Raw genomic sequence first — 17,051 nt, 5'->3', positions numbered from 1 at the left:
ACCCGCAATGTCGCGGCTTTCCAAGATTTTTTGCCGCCGCGGGGCAGGGGCCCTCGACCGTAACGATGGCGATGCGTCAGGCAGTTGAGAGGCCGCCCGGTCGGGCGCTCAGCGGCGACGGCGGCAGCGCCAGTTCCAGTCGCGTTCGGGGCCGACGTCGATATGCACCGACTTGGTGTGGCAATAGGTGCCCACCCCGCCGCGTCCCGGCATGGTGCGGACATAGGCGGCGAGATCCCACTTGCTGACGCCGGGGACCTGAACGTCGGCCGCCGCGCAATACATGTGCAGCGAATTGCGCGCGCCGCGCGCGCGACGGTTGCGTTCCGGACTGCGATAGCCCGAGGTCACGATCACCTTCTTGCCGAAGCGACGCTCGACCTGCTTCAGGACCCGCACCAGCGACGGTTTCAGGCAGCCGATATCGACATGATCGGTCTGCTTGATGAGGCCGTTCGGCGCCAACCGCGCCAGGCCGGCGGCCGAGGCGACCTGAACGTGTTCTTCATGGACATCGATATCGTCATCGTCGTCGAGACCGGATTTACGCGTGATCTCGAACAGCGCGTCCTGGCGCACGCCGGGCAGCGCGTCGCCGCCGACCGCCGAGCGATCGACGACCGGCCGCGACGGACCGGTCGAGGCAAGCCTCAGCACCGGTTGGGGCTTGGGCTCGCGCTTGATCACCGGGCGCCGCTCCGCCGGCTCCGAAGGGCCGTCATTTGAAAAGAGGTTGGCGAAAAAGCCGCGCTTTTGCGGAGCGGGCGCAGGCGCCGGGCCTGGGCCGTTTTCCAGGAAGGCGGTGGGCTCGGTCTCCGCCGCCCGATCGTTGGTGGCGGCACTTTCCACCGCTGCGCCGGCATCGCCTTCGCCGCTCGCTTCCGCCACTTCGGGCACCTCCGGACGTGGCTGCGGCGTGGCCAGCGCCACGGTCGTCACGCGCCCGCCGTCGGGCTGGCCACGGCCCGTCGCTTGCGTGCGCGCCGGCCGCCGGTCGCCGCGCCCGCTGTCATCGCTTCCGACCGGCTGGCGATTGGCAAAGAAGCTGGCGAAAAAGCCCGGCTTTTCGGGCGCCGGAGCGATCGCCGCCACGGGTGGCGGCGCGGTCTCGGCTGCTGTTTCGGTGTCGCCGGTCGTGGTCGTTTCCTCGTCATCCGTGCCGCCGGCTGCGACCGGCGCCTCAGCCGTCTCGTCACTGTCGGCCAGCAATATCGGCGTTCCGGGCTTGTCGGCTGGGAGATAGGCGACCTCCGCCGGCAGCAGCGGGTCCTCGTCGCCGATGACGTCCGGCGTCGGTGCGGCTGCGGCATCGACTTCGCTTTCGTCGATCGTCTCAAGGACGACGGAACTGCCGTTCGGAGAGGTGCCGGTGAAGGAGGGCGCCGTGACGTCAAGCAGCGGATTGCCGGTCGACGTGCAGGAGGCCAGCAAAAGCGCAAGAAGGATCGTGCCGGTTGCACGTCCCCTTCCGCTTGCAAGAAGCGATCCCGCTGGTTTCAACCGGTAACCCCTCGTCTCGTCCCGAACGGGACGCTGCCCTTATCGATCATCCCGGCAAAAGGGCCGTTCAAACTGTCGCCATTCCTACGAGCCCTAACGAATTCAGCCCGATGGCGCAATCTCGGCTAGGCACGAATTGGGGCGACAAGGTGTTTTTGGTCCGCAAATCACACCCCGTCGCGACCTCATCGATCACGTAAATTAACGTCCCGTTACGTGGGCCCTTGTTTCGTGATCGCCGGTCAGCCGGTCAGCCGGTCAGACCCGCACCGTCACATATTCTCCCGGCGCGTCGGCCAGAATCGGAACCTTCTCCTTCTCCGGATGCCTCGCGGCCGTTCGACGCTTGTCGAGACTTTCGATCCATTTGTGCCAGTGAGGCCACCACGAGCCGGGGTTCTCGGTCGCTGCCGCCACCCAGGCGTCGAAATCGCCGACCGGGGCGCCGCCCGTCCAGTACTGATATTTCTTCAGCGAGGGCGGGTTGACCACGCCGGCGATATGGCCGGACCCGGCCATCACATACTGCACCTCGCCACCGAAATGGCGGCAGCCGGCGAAGACCGAGCGCGCCGGCGCGATGTGGTCCTCGCGCGCGGCGAGGTTATAGACCGGAATGGCGATGTCGTTCAGCGCCACCTTCTTGCCGCGCAGCTTCAACTCGCCGCGCGATAGATTGTTCTCCATGTAGCAATTGCGCAGGTAGAATGAATGGTTGGCCGCCGCCATTCGCGTGGAATCTGAATTCCAATACAGGAGGTCGAACGGCATCGGCTCCTTGCCGCGCATGTAGTTGTTGACGACATAGGGCCAGATGAGGTCGCCGGCGCGCAGCATGTTGAAGGCCGTGGCCATCTTGGTGCCGTCGAGATAGCCCTTCTCGTTCATCGCGCGCTCGAGCGCTGCGACCTGGTCCTCGTCGACGAAGACCTTGAGATCGCCGGCATGGGTGAAGTCGACCTGCGTGGTGAAGAAGGTCACCGACTTGATACGATCGTCGCCCTCATTGGCCATCAGAGCCAGCGCGGCCGCCAGCAGCGTTCCGCCAACGCAATAGCCGATGGCATTGACGGCCTTTTCGCCGGTCGCGGCCTCGATCGTGTCGAGCGCGAACTCGACACCTTCGGCGATGTAGGCCTCCCAGTCCTTCCTGCCATGGCGCTCGTCGGGATTGACCCATGAAATCACGAACACGGTGTGGCCCTGTTCGACGGCCCAGCGAATGAACGATTTCTCCGGGTTCAAGTCGAGGATGTAGAACTTGTTGATCCAGGGCGGGCAGATCAGCAACGGCCGTTTCAGCACCTTGTCGGTGGTCGGCTGGTACTGGATGATCTCGGCCAGTTCGCTGCGGCCGACGACCTTGCCGGGCGTGGTGGCGATGTTCTTGCCGACCGCGAATTTCGAGTAGTCGGCCTGCCGCAACTTCAACTCGCCCTTGCCGGCGGCGATGTCCTCGGCCAGCATCTTCATGCCCTTGACCAGGTTCTCGCCATTGGTCGCCATCGTCTCGCGGAAGAGCTCGGGATTGGTCAGCACGAAATTCGACGGCGAGATGGCCTGGGTGATCTGGCGCACGTAGAACTGCGCCTTGTGACGTGTATGCTCGTCGAGTCCGTCGGCGTGCTCGACCAGGTCGCTCGCCCAGCGCGAGGTCACCAGATAGGCCTGCTTGAGGAAGTCGAAGAAGGCGTTCTGGCCCCATTCCGGATCCTGGAAGCGTTTGTCGCCGCGCTCCGGTTCAAAGCCGGGATCACGCCGCTCGCCGGACATCTTGCCGATCGCGTTGGACCAAACGCTCATGTAGCCGGCGAAGAGCTTGGTTTGTGCCTCCAGTGCGCGCGCAGGATCGGAGAGCCAGTACTCGGAGAGTTTCGAGAAGGTCTTGACCATGTCGGCCATGGGCTCGGCGACGCTGTCACGAACCTCGCCGCGCTCGCGCGGCGTCACCCACGCGGAGGCTGCTTTGCCAGCATTCTCGATCATGTGCGCCAGGTTGCGGGCAAACTGCTCCGGATCCTTGACCATGTATTGTTCGGCCGACGAAGCGCCGCTGGCGTTTTTTTCTTCGTCCTTCTGCCTGGACATGATTGCCGCTGCTCCTCCCTGGGGCGTTTTGTTGACACAATATCATGTGACGGCCATAGGGGTCCAACAAACCGGTGGCCGCAAAGCCAGCTATAGCGGGCGCCGCGGAAAGCAATATGTCGCAGATCGATTTTTTCGGGCCAGTCGTCGACAGTCATTTCAGTCCGGTGCTTGGCCTGATCCTTGCCGCCGGTCTGCTAGGCGGTTGCGCGAGCGTGGCGATCGAGGATGCCGTGCCTCAGAGCGCGCTTGCCACGGCATCTACGGAGACTTCCCCCGAAACCGAAACCGCCGATGAGGCGACCGCGGACGAGGCACCCGGCCAGGTTGGCGTCACGGCGCCGGTGCTGCGTGACACCGGACAGTTCCCCAATCTGAACGTTCCGCGCAAGGGCGCGGCCGAACAGCTTTCGGCCGGCGAAACGAGGGCTCGCAAGGGCGAATTGCGTCGTTCGGCAAGCAGCCAGTCACAGGCCGCGAAGGGACAGACGATCCAGGCCGCCGATGCGGAGCGGCTGCGCCGCCTCGGCGCGACACACGCCGAGGATGTGCTTAAGGAAATCGAGGGCGAGTGACGCTATCGACCGCCTGCGGGAATGGGTGTATATCGCCGCGCAAACCGCTCCTGACCTCGCCGGAACCGCCATGGAAGAGTTTCACAAGACCCGCAGGCTGCCGCCCTACGTCTTCGAACAGGTGAACCGGCTCAAGGCCAGCGCGCGCTCGCACGGCGCCGACATCATCGACCTCGGCATGGGCAATCCGGACCTGCCGACGCCCAAGGCGATCGTCGACAAGCTCTGCGACGTGGTGCGCGACCCGCGCACCCATCGCTATTCGGCATCGCGCGGCATCCCGGGCCTGCGTCGCGCTCAGGCGCGCTACTACGAGCGCCGCTTCGGTGTGAAACTCGACCCCGAGCGCCAGGTCGTGGCCACCCTCGGTTCGAAGGAGGGCTTCGCCAACATGGCGCAGGCGATCACCGCGCCCGGCGATGTGGTGCTGTGCCCGAACCCGACCTATCCGATCCACGCCTTCGGCTTCATCATGTCGGGCGGCGTCATCCGCTCGATCCCGGCTGCCCCCGACGAGACCTTCATCCCGGCGCTCGAACGCGCGGTGCGGCACTCGATCCCGCGGCCGCTGGCGTTGATCCTCAACTACCCGTCGAATCCGACCGCCTTCGTCGCCACGCTCGACTTCTACAAGGACGTCGTCGCCTTCGCGAAAAAGAACGACATCATCATCCTGTCGGATCTCGCCTATGCGGAGATCTATTTCGACGACACGCCGCCGCCCTCAGTCCTCGAAGTTCCCGGCGCCCTCGACGTGACTGTCGAATTCACCTCCATGTCGAAGACGTTTTCCATGCCCGGCTGGCGCATGGGGTTCGCGGTCGGCAATGAGCGCCTGATCGCCGCACTCGCGCGGGTGAAATCCTATCTCGACTACGGTGCCTTTACGCCGATCCAGGTCGCCGCTTCCGCGGCGCTCAACGGTGATGGCGCCGACATAGAGGAGGTTCGCTCGATCTACCATCGTCGCCGCGATGTCCTGGTCGAATCCTTCGGGCGCGCTGGCTGGGAGATACCTGCGCCCGCGGCGACCATGTTCGCGTGGGCACCGATTCCCGAGCCGTTCCGCGCCATCGGCTCGCTGGAATTCTCCAAGTTGCTGGTCGAGAAGGCCGAGGTGGCCGTCGCACCCGGCATCGGTTTCGGCGAGCATGGCGACGACTTCGTGCGCATCGCGCTGGTCGAGAACGAGCACCGCATCCGCCAAGCGGCGCGCAGCATCAAGCGCTTCCTCGCGTCAGCGACACGGTCCGGGGACCAGGATAACGTCATTCCGCTCAGTGCGCGCCGCTGAGCCGGACCACATTCTTCAGCGAAGGAAAGGCTTCCAGCCATGGGCGAAGCATTGCGTGTCGGAATTGCCGGCCTGGGTACCGTCGGCGCTTCCGTGGTCCGCGTGCTTTCCGAGAAGGCCGGGGAACTGACGCGGCAATGCGGGCGCGACATCACCGTGGCCGCCGTCTCGGCCCGGGACAAGACACGCGACCGCGGCATCACCCTTGGTGGCATCGACTGGTACGATGATCCCGTCGCGCTGGCGAAGAAGGCCGAAATTGATGTTTTCGTTGAACTGATCGGCGGCGAGGACGGTATCGCCAGGGCCTGCGTGAAGGCTGCCCTCGAGGCCGGCCGCCACGTCGTCACCGCCAACAAGGCGCTGCTTGCTGCGCACGGCGTATCGCTAGCCGAGGCGGCCGAGAAGCGGGGCGTGCTCCTGAACTACGAGGCGGCAGTCGCCGGTGGCATTCCGGTCATCAAGACCATGCGCGAGGCGATGGCCGGCAACACCATCAGCCGCGTTTTCGGCATCCTCAACGGAACCTGCAACTATATCCTGACCCGGATGGAGGAGGAGGGCATCTCGTTCGCCGACTGCCTCGCCGACGCGCAGCGGCTCGGTTATGCCGAGGCCGATCCGACTTTCGACATCGAGGGGCACGACACCGCGCACAAGCTTGCCATCCTGACCAGCCTCGCTTTCGGCACCAGGATCGCCGCCGGCGACATCTACATGGAAGGCATCTCCAACATCACCCAGGCCGATATCCGCGCCGCCGGCGAACTCGGCTATCGCATCAAGCTGCTCGGCGTGGCGCAGCGCACCGAAAGCGGCATCGAGCAGCGTGTCCATCCGACCATGGTGCCGACCGCCTCTGTCATCGCGCAGGTGCACGGCGTCACCAATGCGGTTGCGATCGAGACCGATATCCTCGGCGAACTTCTGATGTCCGGTCCCGGCGCCGGCGGCAACGCAACCGCCTCGGCCGTCATCGGCGACATCGCCGATATCGCCAAGTCGCGGCCCGGCTTCCAGCACGGGCCGGTGTTCGGCCGTCCGGCGCGCGAGCTTGCGTCCTACAAGCGCGCCCGCATGCGCGCACACGCCGGCGGCTATTTCATCCGGCTGACCGTCGTCGATCGCGCCGGTGTGTTCGCGGCGATCGCGCGCCGGATGGCCGACAACGACATCTCGCTGGAGTCGATCGTGCAGCACGCCAATGGCGACAACGGTGCCGACCGCAAGACCGTGATCCTGGTCACGCACGAAACGACCGAGGCAGCGGTGCGCAAGGCCGTCGACGGCATTACCAGGGACGGCCATTTGACCGACAAGCCACAGGTGATCCGCATCGAGCGGGCCGAATAGCCCGCCGAAATTTTTCAATCGATTGTTACAGGGCGCGGGTAGGGGAAAGCTGGGGCCGCCGCCTTGCCGGGGCCGGGCCTCTTTGACAAAAGGGGCAACCGATTTATTCGCCGCCCGTCCGGGCCCGACATCCTTCAGGACTTCTGACATGGCCAAATTCGCCTCCAATGGTCTCGATCGTATTCTCACCCTGGAACTCGTGCGCGTTACCGAGCGCGCCGCGGTGGCCGCCGCTAGGCTGCGCGGGCGCGGCGACGAAAAGGCTGCCGACCAGGTCGCCGTCGACGCCATGCGCTCCGAACTCAACCGCCTGCCAATCAACGGCACCGTGGTGATCGGCGAGGGCGAGCGCGACGAGGCGCCGATGCTTTATATCGGCGAGGAGGTCGGCACTGGCGAGGGCCCGGCCGTCGACATCGCGCTCGACCCACTCGAAGGCACGACGATCTGCGCCAAGAATCTGCCCAACTCGCTGGCCGTCATCGCGATCGCCGAAAAGGGCAGCCTGCTCTACGCGCCGGATGTCTACATGGACAAGATCGCCATCGGTCCGGGTTATCCGGCCGGCACCATCGACATCGATGCGCCGGCCGCGCAAAATCTCGAAAAGCTTGCCAAGGCCAAGGGTGTGCCGGTCGGCGAGATCACCGCTTGTATCCTCGATCGGCCGCGTCATGCCCGCCTCATCGAGGAAGTTCGGGCCACCGGCGCGGCCATTCGGCTGATCGGCGACGGTGACGTGGCCGGCGTCATCCACACCACCGACCCCGACGAGACCGGCATCGACATCTATATGGGCATCGGCGGCGCGCCCGAGGGCGTGCTGGCCGCCGCGGCGCTGCGTTGCATCGGCGGACAGATGCAGGGCCGCCTTCAACTCAACACCGACGAGAAGGTCGCCCGTGCCAAGAAGATGGGCATTGACGACCCGGAAAAGGTCTACCAGATGGACGAGATGGCGCGCGGCGACGTGCTTTTCGCCGCCACCGGCGTCACCGACGGCAATCTGCTGGCTGGCGTGAAGTTCGCGCGCGATTTCATCCAGACGCACACCATCGTCATGCGTTCCTCCTCGCGCACGGTGCGCGAGATCAAGGCACGGCACCAGGACCTGGACAAGTTCTGATCCCGTCCGCACATGCTCTTTGCGGTGGCCCATGGCCCACGCATAGGCTTGGCGCCATGATTCGCCATGATGGCCATGTCTGAGGCGCGGTTTTTTCTCGACGTGAAGCGCTCGGCGACCGGGCTCGCCTGGGTTCACCGCCTCAGCGAGCGTGCGGAAAACGATGCGCTGACGATCGCGCAAACTCACGGCGTGCCCGACATCGTGGCCCGTGTACTCGCGGGCCGCGGCATCGGTGCCGAGGCGACGCGACAGTTTCTCGACCCGACCATTCGCGATCTCTTGCCCGACCCGGCCTCGCTCACCGACATGGCGAAGGCCGCTGCACGATTGGCGGAAGCCATTCGCCGGCGCGAGCGGGTGGCGATCTTCGGCGATTACGATGTCGACGGTGCCGCCGCTTCGGCGCTCTTGAAACGCTTCCTGCGCCATTTCGGGGTAGAGACCGAAATCTACATTCCCGATCGCGTCTTCGAGGGTTACGGCCCGAACCCCGATGCTATGCGCGAACTGATCGGGCGTGGGGCTTCGCTGATCGTCACCGTCGACTGCGGCACAAACAGCTCTCCCTCGATCGACGCCGCCAACGAGGCCGGTGCCGATGTCGTCGTGCTCGATCACCACCAGGTCGGCGGCCCGCTTCCCGCCGCTATAGCCGTCGTCAATCCCAATCGCGATGATGATCTTTCTGGGCAGGGGCATCTTTGCGCGGCTGGCGTCACCTTTGTCGCGCTCGTTGCTACGGCCAAGGTCGTGCGCGACGGCGGCTGGACCGGCCCGCTGCCCGATCTTCTTTCCTTCCTCGACCTCGTCGCGCTGGCGACGGTGTGCGACGTGGTGCCGCTGGCCGGTGTCAACCGGGCCTTCGTCGTGAAGGGCCTGATCGCGGCGCGTCATCAGCAGAACCCCGGCCTTGCGGCCTTGCAGCGCGTGGCGCGCATCGGCGAGCCGACCAACACCTTCCATCTCGGTTATCTGATCGGACCGCGCATAAATGCCGGCGGCCGAATTGGTGACGCTGCCCTTGGGTCGCGGCTGCTGGCCGAGGACGATCCCGCCCGCGCCCGTGAGATCGCCGAACAACTCGACCGCCTCAACCAGGAGCGCCAGCAGATGGAACGCGCGATGCTGGACGAGGCGCGTGCGGAGGCGGAGGCCGAGCTTGCCGCGGGCAGGGGGCCTGCCGTGCTCGTCACCGCCAGCGAGAGTTGGCATCCGGGCATCGTCGGGTTGATCGCGGCACGGCTGAAGGAACAGTTCCGTCGCCCGGTCTTTGCCGTCGCGTTCAACCCAAACGGTGAGGGAACAGGCTCGGGGCGCTCGATTGCCGGTTTCGATCTCGGCCGTCTGGTGCGCGAGGCGGCGGCACGCGAACTGATCGTCAAGGGCGGCGGCCATGCGATGGCGGCAGGCATCACGGTGAAACGCGAGAGGCTCGGTGCGCTCCGGGCTTTTTTCGAGGAGCGTGCCGGCGAGGACGTCTTCCGGCTGCGCGACGAGCAGTCGGTGAAGATCGATGCAGCCCTTGCCGCCGAGGGCGCAACGCTCGAACTGCTCGACATGATCGACAAGGCAGGCCCGTATGGCGCCGGCCACGCGCAGCCGGTCTTCGCGTTGCCGCGGCACCAGCTCGCCAATGTCCGCCCGGTGGGACAGAATCACCTGCGCCTTGACCTGCGCTCGGGGGCAGGAGGGCGCCTGCAGGCGGTGGCGTTTCGCGCCGCCGAGACCGAGCTTGGGCGCTTCCTGTTCGAAAATCGCGGCCGTGCCATCCACGCAGCCGGTACGTTGTCGGCCAACTACTGGAATGGCGTGAAATCGGCGCAGTTTCGCCTGACCGACGCGGCGGCCGCCGAATAGTCTGAGAACTCACGAAGCTTGGGGCTAGCCAAGCACGGTCTGCAGGCGCTTCAACTCGTTGAGATTGGCCATGGTGGCCTCGTAGCCGAGCCGGATCGCCTCGTCGGCGCGGTGGAACTCGGTAAGCCCGATATGGCCGAGTTTCGGCTGCACGGACATATCCGGCGGGTCACCGGCAAGGCGCGCCCGCGAGATGCGGTCCTGAATGATGTTGAACGCCTCCACCATCACCCCGGTGATGCCGAGACGGGCCTCGGCGTCGCGATGATGGGTGCCGGTCACGTCGGCCTGGCGGGCCGGCTTTTCAACGACCAGTTCGCCGGCGCTGTGCTTGATCACGGCGGCGCGGCCGAAGAGGTCGTAGTGCAGGTTGACCGCCACGACCAGCGGCTGCTCATAGGCGCGGCAGACCGACACCGGCACCGGGTTAACCAGAGCGCCGTCGACCAGCACTCGCTTGTTGGCCGTCACCGGCTCGAACACGCCGGGCAGCGCGTAGGAGGCGCGCATGGCAGTGATCAGGCTCCCGCTCGACAGCCAGATTTCGTGGCCGGTGCGGATTTCCGAGGCAACGCAGACGAACGGCTTCTCGAGGTCCTCGAAGGTGACGCCGTTCATGTGTTCCTGCATGCGCGCGGTGAGCCGCATGCCGCCGAACAGGCCGGCACCGCCCAGATGCAGGTCGAGCAGGCCGAAAATGCGCCGCCGGGTCAGGCTGCGCGCGAATTCCTCGAGTTCGTCGAGCTTGCCGGCCAGGTAGCAGCCGCCGACCAGCGCGCCGATCGAGGTTCCGGCGATCATGTTGATGCGGATGCCGGCTTCGTCCAGCGCGCGCAGCACGCCGATATGGGCCCAGCCGCGCGCCGCGCCGCCGCCGAGCGCCAGCGCGATACCCGTCTTGCGTTCCGGCTGAGGTTCGGGCGCGTCAACGTCCGGGGGAACCGACTGGTTGTCCCGCTGATCCTGCCTGGTCCGAAGCGATGCCCACTCGAGCATCTTCATCTCCCAATGCGTCCCTGTGCTTCACCATAGACCATATGGGTATCGAAACCATGAATCCGTGGTTCAGCCCACATTCAGGCCGAGTTCTTCGGCCCGTAGACGGTTTCCGGATCGAAACGTGGCACGCTGCCGTCGGTCGTGAGGCTCGCGACGCCGTCCAGCATTTCCACGACCCGGTAGAAGCATGAACGCCGTCCGGTGTGACAGGTTGCGTCGCGGCCTGCGACATTCACACTCAGCCATACCGCGTCCTGGTCGCAGTCGGTCCTCATCTCGACGACATGCTGCAGGTTGCCGGAGGTTTCACCCTTCTTCCAGATGGCGCCGCGCGAGCGCGACCAGTAGTGCGCCACGCCGCTCTCGAGCGTCAGCGCCAGCGCTTCGGCATTCATATGCGCTACCATCAACAGGGTGCTGTCGGCCGCATCCGTGACCACTGCGGTCACCAGTCCGTTGGCGTCGAAGCGCGGCGAAAATACCGCCCCTTCTTCTAGGTCGTCCTTGGAAGCGGAGGGGGCGGGGAAGTCGGTCGGAGACATGCCGGTCTTTCGTCTGGTGGGAACCGGCGGGAACTCAACCCCTGGTGCCGGCCCGAAGCAGGGTCATGAAGCGCATCTGCTCCTCCACATGGTCCTTGAAGGCGCCGGTGAAGGTCGAGGTCAGCGTGGTTGCTCCATGCTTGCGGATACCGCGCATGGCCATGCACATGTGCTCGGCTTCGATCATGACCGCGACGCCGCGCGGATTGAGCGTATCCTGGATCGACCCGGCGATCTGCGCCGTCATCGCCTCCTGCGTCTGCAGGCGCTGGGCGAAGATGTCGACCACACGCGCGAGCTTCGACAAGCCGACGACCTTGCCGTCGGGAAGGTAGCCGATATGCGCCTTGCCGATGATCGGCACCATGTGGTGTTCGCAATGCGAATGGAAATGGATGTCGCGCTCCACGACCATGTCGTCGAAGCCGGCGACCTCCTCGAAGGTACGTCCGAGTTCTTCGGCCGGGTCGCGCTCGTAGCCCGAAAACATCTCGCGATAGGCCTTGGCGACGCGCTCCGGCGTATCGATCAGCCCTTCGCGGTCGGGATTTTCGCCGATCCAGCGCAAGAGCGTGCGCACGGCGTTCTCGGCCTCGGCCTTGCTCGGTCTTTCGCCCGGGCCGGTCTGCTGCTGGTTGATGAACGGCTTCAAAATGGCGTCCATGAAAAGCGTCTCCCGTAGTTCCTCTCTGAGGAGGAACGAGTTGAACGGACCACGGCCTTTTCAGGGATTGCAGGAACGGATTTCCGAAACTTGCCCGAAAACGGCATCGTGTTTTCCGACGCGACGGCGCACATGCCTTGCTGCGTCGGTAACCCAAGCATTATATATGAGCGCATACAACAAAGGGAAGGCGGCAATCCGAAACGGATTGTCACACTCCCGACAACGGCGCGAAAAATAATGATCGACGACGTCTACAATGCGAAAATTCTCGGTTTTGCCGGCAATATCCCGCGCATCGGTCGCCTGCCGGAACCCGACGCCTCCGCGCGTGCGCATAGCAAGCTTTGCGGCTCAACGGTCCTCGTCGACCTCAAGATGGAAGACGGTGTCGTCACTGACTTCGCGCACGAGGTGAAGGCGTGTGCACTCGGCCAGGCCTCTTCGTCGATCATGGCGCAACACGTCGTTGGCGCCGGGGCTGACGAGTTGCGCGCGGTCCGCGAAGCGATGCGCCGCATGCTGAAGGAAAACGGAGCGCCGCCTGAAGGCCGCTTCAGCGATCTCAAGTACCTGGAGCCGGTGCGCGACTACAAGGCGCGCCATGCCTCCACCATGCTGACCTTCGACGCCGTCGTCGACGCCATTGCGCAGATCGAGAAAAAGCGCGCCGAAGAGGCGGCCTAGGGAGGGGCCATGCGTCCTTCGGAAGCTCTTGCCAGGCACCGTGACGAGGCACTGGCCATTATCGCCAAGTACCCCGTGGCCAATCCGCGCCTTTTCGGCTCGACGGCACGCGGCGAGGACCGGCCCGGCAGCGACCGTCAGGATCGAATCTGACCGGCGCGCGATGTAATGGACGACACCGGCGGTCGCTGGCACCGTTGCTGGAGAATATCGTCGCCTGAGGCAATCGCCTTGCCCGATTCTTGGACGGCGTTTCGCGGGACGAATTTGTTGTCGACGAGCTGCGGCAAGCAGGCGCTTGCAAATGCGTGGAGGCGATTGGCGAGGCAGCCGGTGAGATTTTACGGCGCTTTCGAGGCTTCGCAATCGCTTATCCAGAGCTCGAACTCGCTGCCGCCTACCGGACGCGAAATCGCTTGTCTCATGGCTATGATACCTTTGACCGGCAAACCCTCTGGGATACGTACTACGTGCCGCGTTTGGTAGCCGATATCGGGCAGCTTTTGACCGACAGCCATGGCTGAGCGGTCCCGCAACTACAGGGGTCCGTGGCCGAGGACGCCGGGCCGCCTTCTCGGCACCGCCGCTGTGCGGCTTTATCAACTCACTCTGTCCGGCTTCATCGGCAATACTTGCCGCCATTTGCCCACCTGTTCGGAATATGCCTATGAGGCGATCGCCCGCCACGGGCTGTGGGCGGGAGTGTGGCTCGGACTGTTCCGTGTCATGCGTTGCGGGCCCGGCGGCACCCACGGCATCGACAACGTTCCGCCTCGGCTGGCGCCGGAGCTGCGCTGGTGGGCCCCGTGGCGCTATCGCGGGGTCGGTCGGGGGCGGCACGCGTCCTGCTGATGGCCCCTGCCGGGGGGCGCCGGCGATCGACTATCTGGCCAGCGACGCGCAGTCCGCGCCATTGCCAACTTCCACTTGTCCCACGCGCGTTCCGCTGGCAACTTGCGAATCGCAAGTCCTGACAATGGAGAGGGAGGCCGCAAATGGCTCACAAGTTCGAAATCTACAAGGACAAGAGGGGCGAATATCGCGTCCGCTTCAAATACAACAGCGAGATCATGTTCTCCACCGAAGGCTACACTTCCAAGGCCAGTGCCGAGAACGCGATCGAGTCGATCAAGAAGAACGGCCCGAAAGCCCCGGTCGAGGACAACAGCTAGCGCTGCCCGGCGGGAACTAAGCCCCGCACCGACGTTCGATTTCTGATTTTGGCTGCGGCGTCGTTCTGCGGCCTTTACGCGTGCCGGCGTGGCGCATATGTAGCGTGCCTGCCGGCGGCACGGTTGCCGGCATTCCGAGAACACACCACCCGCGCTCGTTTGCGGGACTGGATAGGAGAATGTCATGCCCCACGTTTCCCTGAAATTTCCTGATGGCTCGCAGCGAGAATACGACGCCGCGATGACCGGTGCCGAACTTGCCGCATCGATCTCCAAATCGCTCGCAAAGAAGGCAGTCGCCTATGCCGTCGACGGCCAGGTCCGCGATCTTGCCGATCCGCTCGGCGGCTCCGGCGCAGTTGAGATCGTCACCCGTGACGACCCCCGCGCCCTCGAGCTGATCCGCCACGACGCCGCGCACGTATTGGCCGAAGCGGTGCAGGAGCTCTGGCCCGGCACCCAGGTCACCATCGGACCGGTGATCGACAACGGGTTCTATTACGACTTCGCGCGCAACGAGCCCTTCACGCCGGACGATTTCCCCGTCATCGAGAAGAAGATGCGCGAGATCATCCAGCGTAACCGTCCCTTCACCAAGGAGGTCTGGGACAGGGAGAAAGCGAAGAAGGTCTTTCGCGACAAGGGCGAGAGCTACAAGGTCGAGCTGATCGACGCGATCCCCGACGATCAGGAACTCAAGATCTATTTCCAGGGCGACTGGTTCGATCTCTGCCGCGGGCCGCACATGGCATCGACCGGCCAGATCGGCAACGCCTTCAAACTGATGAAGGTGGCCGGCGCCTATTGGCGCGGCGATGCCAACAACCCGATGCTGACCCGCATCTATGGCACGGCCTGGGCCGATCAGGCACAGCTGGACCGCTACCTTCATATGCTCGAGGAAGCCGAAAAGCGCGACCATCGCCGCCTCGGCCGCGAGATGGACCTGTTCCATTTCCAGGAAGAGGGGCCGGGCGTCGTCTTCTGGCATTCCAAGGGCTGGAAGATGTTCCAGAACCTTGTCGGCTACATGCGCCGCCGCCTCGACCAGGAAGGCTACGAGGAGGTCAACGCGCCGCAGGTGCTCGACAAGGGCCTGTGGGAGACCTCCGGCCATTGGGGCTGGTATCGCGAGAACATGTTCAAGGTTCAGGTTGCCGGCGACGAGGCCGAGGACGACCGTGTCTTCGCCCTGAAGCCTATGAATTGTCCGGGCCATGTGCAGATCTTCAAGCATGGCCTGAAGTCTTACCGCGATCTGCCGATACGGCTTGCCGAATTCGGCAATGTCCATCGCTACGAGCCATCGGGCGCCCTGCACGGGCTGATGCGGGTCCGTGGCTTTACGCAGGACGATGCCCACATCTTCTGCACCGAGAACCAGCTGGCCGCCGAGTGCCTGAAGATCAATGACCTGATCCTGTCGACCTATGCCGATTTCGGCTTCGAGGAGATTACCGTCTTCTTCTCCACCAGGCCGGAAAAGCGCGTCGGCTCCGACGCGCTTTGGGATCACGCCGAGGAGATCATGGGCGGTGTTCTGAAGCAGATACAGCAATCCGACAGCCGCATCCGCACGGAGATCAACCCCGGCGACGGCGCCTTCTACGGCCCCAAATTCGACTACGTCCTGAAAGACGCGATCGGCCGCGAATGGCAATGCGGCACAACCCAGGTCGACTTCAACCTGCCCGAGCGCTTCGGAGCCTTCTATATCGGGGCCGATTCGGAAAAGAAGCAGCCGGTGATGGTGCATCGCGCGATTTGCGGTTCGATGGAGCGGTTTCTCGGCATCCTGATCGAGAATTATGCCGGCCATGTGCCGTTGTGGTTTGCGCCACTGCAGGTGGTGGTCGCCACCATCACTTCCGATGCCGACGACTATGCGCTCGACGTGACGCGACGGCTCAAGGCGGCAGGTCTCCTGGCCGAGGCCGATCTGCGCAACGAGAAGATCAACTACAAGGTGCGCGAGCACAGTCTCGCCAAGGTTCCGGTGATCCTGGTCTGCGGCAAGCGGGAGGCGGAGGAGGGGACCGTCAACATGCGCCGCCTGGGCTCGCGTGACCAGCAGTCGATGGCGCTGGGCGACGCCATTCTTGGGCTTTCGGCGGAAGCCATGCCGCCCGACCTGCGCCGTGCCAAGGCAGCGGCCGCTTGAAGCGAGGAAGGCCGCGGCGTAAACCCCACCGCGGCCTTCATCAACGCGTCATGAAAGATGGGCATAGGCTCGCTCCATGCTGGTGCGAATCCGCCGAAAGCCGATCGCCTTTCCGGAACTCTCCTACGCGAACCCCGACCAGGCGCGCCTCAAGCGCTGGGTGATCCGCTCCGTGGAGGGGTTTTCCGGCCGCGAACGCTATGCCGCGCTCTACGGCATCTGGCGTCACGACATCGTGCCGTCGGGCGAGCGGATCTTCGGCCGCATGCTGGATTTGATCGGTGTCGGTGTCGAGCGCCACGGCATTTGGCCGCCGGCGCTTCCCGACAATGTGCCGCTCGTGATCGTCGCCAATCATCCATTCGGGATCGGAGACGGCGTCGCGGTCCTGTCGCTGGCGGAAGAACTCGGACGCCCGTTCAAGGTGATGATCAATTCCGAGCTTCTCAAGGTGCCGGAGATCAATCCCTACGCGCTGCCGGTTGACTTCTCCGAGACCAAGGAGGCGCTGAAGCGCAACCTGGAAACGCGCCACGAGGCGCTGCGCCTGTTGCGCGAAGGGGTCACTATCGTCATCTTCCCCGCCGGCGGCGTGGCGACGGCTCCGAAAGGGTACGGCAAGGCCGAGGATCTCCCTTGGAAGATCTTCGCCGCGCGCCTCGTGCAGGATGCGCGTGCCACGGTCGTGCCTGTGCATTTCAGCGGCCAGTGCGGGCCGCTTTTCCATCTCGTCAGCCGCCACATGGATCTTGCGACCGACCGGCGGCCGCTCGCCCGGCTCGTCGGCAACATTTCGCTCACCCTGCGCACATCATTGCTGATTCGCGAATTCGCACGCCTTTCCGGCAAGACGATCGCGGTCCGCATCGGTGAGCCGCTGGCGTGGTCGCAGATGGCAGCGATCAGCGACCGCAAGCAATTGCTGGCGTTTCTTTACCGCTCGGTCTTCGCCCTGGCACCGGCAAATCCGGCGCGTGGCTGGCCACGGCGCGCCAGCCAGCACATGCACTGACGGTCCGAGCAAGCAGGA

The 17,051-nt window shown here is 64.7% G+C and carries 16 protein-coding genes and 1 pseudogene; 12 read left to right on the top strand and 5 right to left on the bottom strand.

Translation table 11 applies throughout. The features are described 5' to 3' along the window. Positions 1-108: 108 nt before the first annotated feature. Both FQ775_RS09525 and FQ775_RS09520 read right to left on the bottom strand, forming a co-directional pair. Entirely contained in the window at positions 109-1,500 is a 1,392-nt protein-coding gene (locus FQ775_RS09525; protein WP_246730316.1) for a YcbK family protein, read from the bottom strand. A 258-nt stretch (positions 1,501-1,758) separates the two neighbouring features. Beyond that, positions 1,759-3,588, bottom strand: coding sequence for a PHA/PHB synthase family protein (locus tag FQ775_RS09520; RefSeq protein WP_146297844.1), 1,830 nt, complete (start codon positions 3,586-3,588; stop codon positions 1,759-1,761). A gap of 116 nt (positions 3,589-3,704) precedes the next feature. Here FQ775_RS09520 and FQ775_RS09515 point away from each other — a divergent pair, with 116 nt between their 5' ends. The 5 genes from FQ775_RS09515 to recJ all read left to right on the top strand — a co-directional run bounded on the left by FQ775_RS09515 (position 3,705) and on the right by recJ (position 9,796). Then, entirely contained in the window at positions 3,705-4,163 is a 459-nt protein-coding gene (locus tag FQ775_RS09515) for a hypothetical protein (RefSeq protein WP_146297843.1), read from the top strand. A 70-nt stretch (positions 4,164-4,233) separates the two neighbouring features. Beyond that, a complete protein-coding gene (locus FQ775_RS09510) occupies positions 4,234-5,457 on the top strand; it encodes an LL-diaminopimelate aminotransferase (RefSeq protein ID WP_146297842.1) in 1,224 nt (407 codons plus the stop codon). Between the two features lie 39 nt (positions 5,458-5,496). Beyond that, positions 5,497-6,810 (top strand): homoserine dehydrogenase, encoded by a 1,314-nt coding sequence (locus FQ775_RS09505; RefSeq protein WP_146297841.1) that lies wholly within the window; start codon positions 5,497-5,499, stop codon positions 6,808-6,810. A 148-nt stretch (positions 6,811-6,958) separates the two neighbouring features. Next, positions 6,959-7,936, top strand: a complete 978-nt coding sequence (gene glpX, locus FQ775_RS09500; RefSeq protein WP_146297840.1) for a class II fructose-bisphosphatase — start codon at positions 6,959-6,961, stop codon at positions 7,934-7,936. A 75-nt stretch (positions 7,937-8,011) separates the two neighbouring features. Beyond that, positions 8,012-9,796: a single-stranded-DNA-specific exonuclease RecJ gene (recJ, locus tag FQ775_RS09495; protein WP_146301796.1), complete on the top strand. Its 1,785-nt coding sequence runs from the start codon at positions 8,012-8,014 to the stop codon at positions 9,794-9,796. Between the two features lie 24 nt (positions 9,797-9,820). On the opposite strand, the gene FQ775_RS09490 is transcribed toward recJ, so the two are convergent. The 3 genes from FQ775_RS09490 to folE form a co-directional block, all read right to left on the bottom strand. Next, a complete protein-coding gene (locus FQ775_RS09490) occupies positions 9,821-10,792 on the bottom strand; it encodes a patatin family protein (RefSeq protein ID WP_146297839.1) in 972 nt (323 codons plus the stop codon). An 80-nt stretch (positions 10,793-10,872) separates the two neighbouring features. Then, positions 10,873-11,337: a phosphoribosyl-AMP cyclohydrolase gene (gene hisI, locus FQ775_RS09485; protein WP_146297838.1), complete on the bottom strand. Its 465-nt coding sequence runs from the start codon at positions 11,335-11,337 to the stop codon at positions 10,873-10,875. Between the two features lie 34 nt (positions 11,338-11,371). Further along, the gene (gene folE / locus FQ775_RS09480) at positions 11,372-12,001 is read right to left on the bottom strand and encodes a GTP cyclohydrolase I FolE (protein WP_146297837.1); all 630 of its coding nucleotides are present in this window, start codon (positions 11,999-12,001) and stop codon (positions 11,372-11,374) included. Between the two features lie 240 nt (positions 12,002-12,241). Here folE and FQ775_RS09475 point away from each other — a divergent pair, with 240 nt between their 5' ends. From FQ775_RS09475 to FQ775_RS09445, 7 genes and pseudogenes are all read left to right on the top strand, one after another. Continuing rightward, on the top strand, positions 12,242-12,688 hold the full coding sequence (locus FQ775_RS09475) for an iron-sulfur cluster assembly scaffold protein (protein WP_146301795.1): 447 nt from the start codon (positions 12,242-12,244) through the stop codon (positions 12,686-12,688). A gap of 9 nt (positions 12,689-12,697) precedes the next feature. After that, positions 12,698-12,841 carry a nucleotidyltransferase family protein gene (locus tag FQ775_RS09470; RefSeq protein WP_206064858.1) on the top strand — a complete coding sequence of 48 codons (144 nt, stop codon included), beginning with the start codon at positions 12,698-12,700 and terminating at the stop codon, positions 12,839-12,841. A gap of 86 nt (positions 12,842-12,927) precedes the next feature. Beyond that, positions 12,928-13,212 (top strand): annotated as a pseudogene (locus FQ775_RS09465) (HepT-like ribonuclease domain-containing protein); the annotation flags it as partial. Then, positions 13,205-13,540 carry a membrane protein insertion efficiency factor YidD gene (yidD, locus tag FQ775_RS09460; protein WP_146297835.1) on the top strand — a complete coding sequence of 112 codons (336 nt, stop codon included), beginning with the start codon at positions 13,205-13,207 and terminating at the stop codon, positions 13,538-13,540. The pseudogene FQ775_RS09465 and the gene yidD, both read left to right, overlap by 8 nt. A 143-nt stretch (positions 13,541-13,683) precedes the next feature. Next, the gene (locus FQ775_RS09455) at positions 13,684-13,860 is read left to right on the top strand and encodes a YegP family protein (protein WP_146297834.1); all 177 of its coding nucleotides are present in this window, start codon (positions 13,684-13,686) and stop codon (positions 13,858-13,860) included. A gap of 184 nt (positions 13,861-14,044) precedes the next feature. Beyond that, positions 14,045-16,021, top strand: coding sequence for a threonine--tRNA ligase (thrS, locus tag FQ775_RS09450; protein ID WP_146297833.1), 1,977 nt, complete (start codon positions 14,045-14,047; stop codon positions 16,019-16,021). A 79-nt stretch (positions 16,022-16,100) separates the two neighbouring features. Beyond that, positions 16,101-17,033 (top strand): lysophospholipid acyltransferase family protein, encoded by a 933-nt coding sequence (locus FQ775_RS09445; RefSeq protein ID WP_432420067.1) that lies wholly within the window; start codon positions 16,101-16,103, stop codon positions 17,031-17,033. Positions 17,034-17,051 lie beyond the last annotated feature (18 nt).

Origin of the sequence: Nitratireductor mangrovi (genome assembly GCF_007922615.2) — a bacterium.
GTDB lineage: Bacteria > Pseudomonadota > Alphaproteobacteria > Rhizobiales > Rhizobiaceae > Mangrovimarina > Mangrovimarina mangrovi.
The sequence above is the reverse complement of the archived record's forward strand: the minus strand, read 5'-3'. Positions and strand labels throughout refer to the sequence as shown.

Coding starts and splice junctions, on each gene's coding strand:
- FQ775_RS09520 (WP_146297844.1), bottom strand. CDS start 3,588: ATGTCCAGGCAGAAGGACGAAGAAAAAAACGCCAGCGGCGCTTCGTCG.
- FQ775_RS09515 (WP_146297843.1), top strand. CDS start 3,705: ATGTCGCAGATCGATTTTTTCGGGCCAGTCGTCGACAGTCATTTCAGT.
- FQ775_RS09510 (WP_146297842.1), top strand. CDS start 4,234: ATGGAAGAGTTTCACAAGACCCGCAGGCTGCCGCCCTACGTCTTCGAA.
- FQ775_RS09505 (WP_146297841.1), top strand. CDS start 5,497: ATGGGCGAAGCATTGCGTGTCGGAATTGCCGGCCTGGGTACCGTCGGC.
- glpX (WP_146297840.1), top strand. CDS start 6,959: ATGGCCAAATTCGCCTCCAATGGTCTCGATCGTATTCTCACCCTGGAA.
- recJ (WP_146301796.1), top strand. CDS start 8,012: ATGTCTGAGGCGCGGTTTTTTCTCGACGTGAAGCGCTCGGCGACCGGG.
- FQ775_RS09490 (WP_146297839.1), bottom strand. CDS start 10,792: ATGCTCGAGTGGGCATCGCTTCGGACCAGGCAGGATCAGCGGGACAAC.
- hisI (WP_146297838.1), bottom strand. CDS start 11,337: ATGTCTCCGACCGACTTCCCCGCCCCCTCCGCTTCCAAGGACGACCTA.
- folE (WP_146297837.1), bottom strand. CDS start 12,001: ATGGACGCCATTTTGAAGCCGTTCATCAACCAGCAGCAGACCGGCCCG.
- FQ775_RS09475 (WP_146301795.1), top strand. CDS start 12,242: ATGATCGACGACGTCTACAATGCGAAAATTCTCGGTTTTGCCGGCAAT.
- FQ775_RS09470 (WP_206064858.1), top strand. CDS start 12,698: ATGCGTCCTTCGGAAGCTCTTGCCAGGCACCGTGACGAGGCACTGGCC.
- yidD (WP_146297835.1), top strand. CDS start 13,205: ATGGCTGAGCGGTCCCGCAACTACAGGGGTCCGTGGCCGAGGACGCCG.
- FQ775_RS09455 (WP_146297834.1), top strand. CDS start 13,684: ATGGCTCACAAGTTCGAAATCTACAAGGACAAGAGGGGCGAATATCGC.
- thrS (WP_146297833.1), top strand. CDS start 14,045: ATGCCCCACGTTTCCCTGAAATTTCCTGATGGCTCGCAGCGAGAATAC.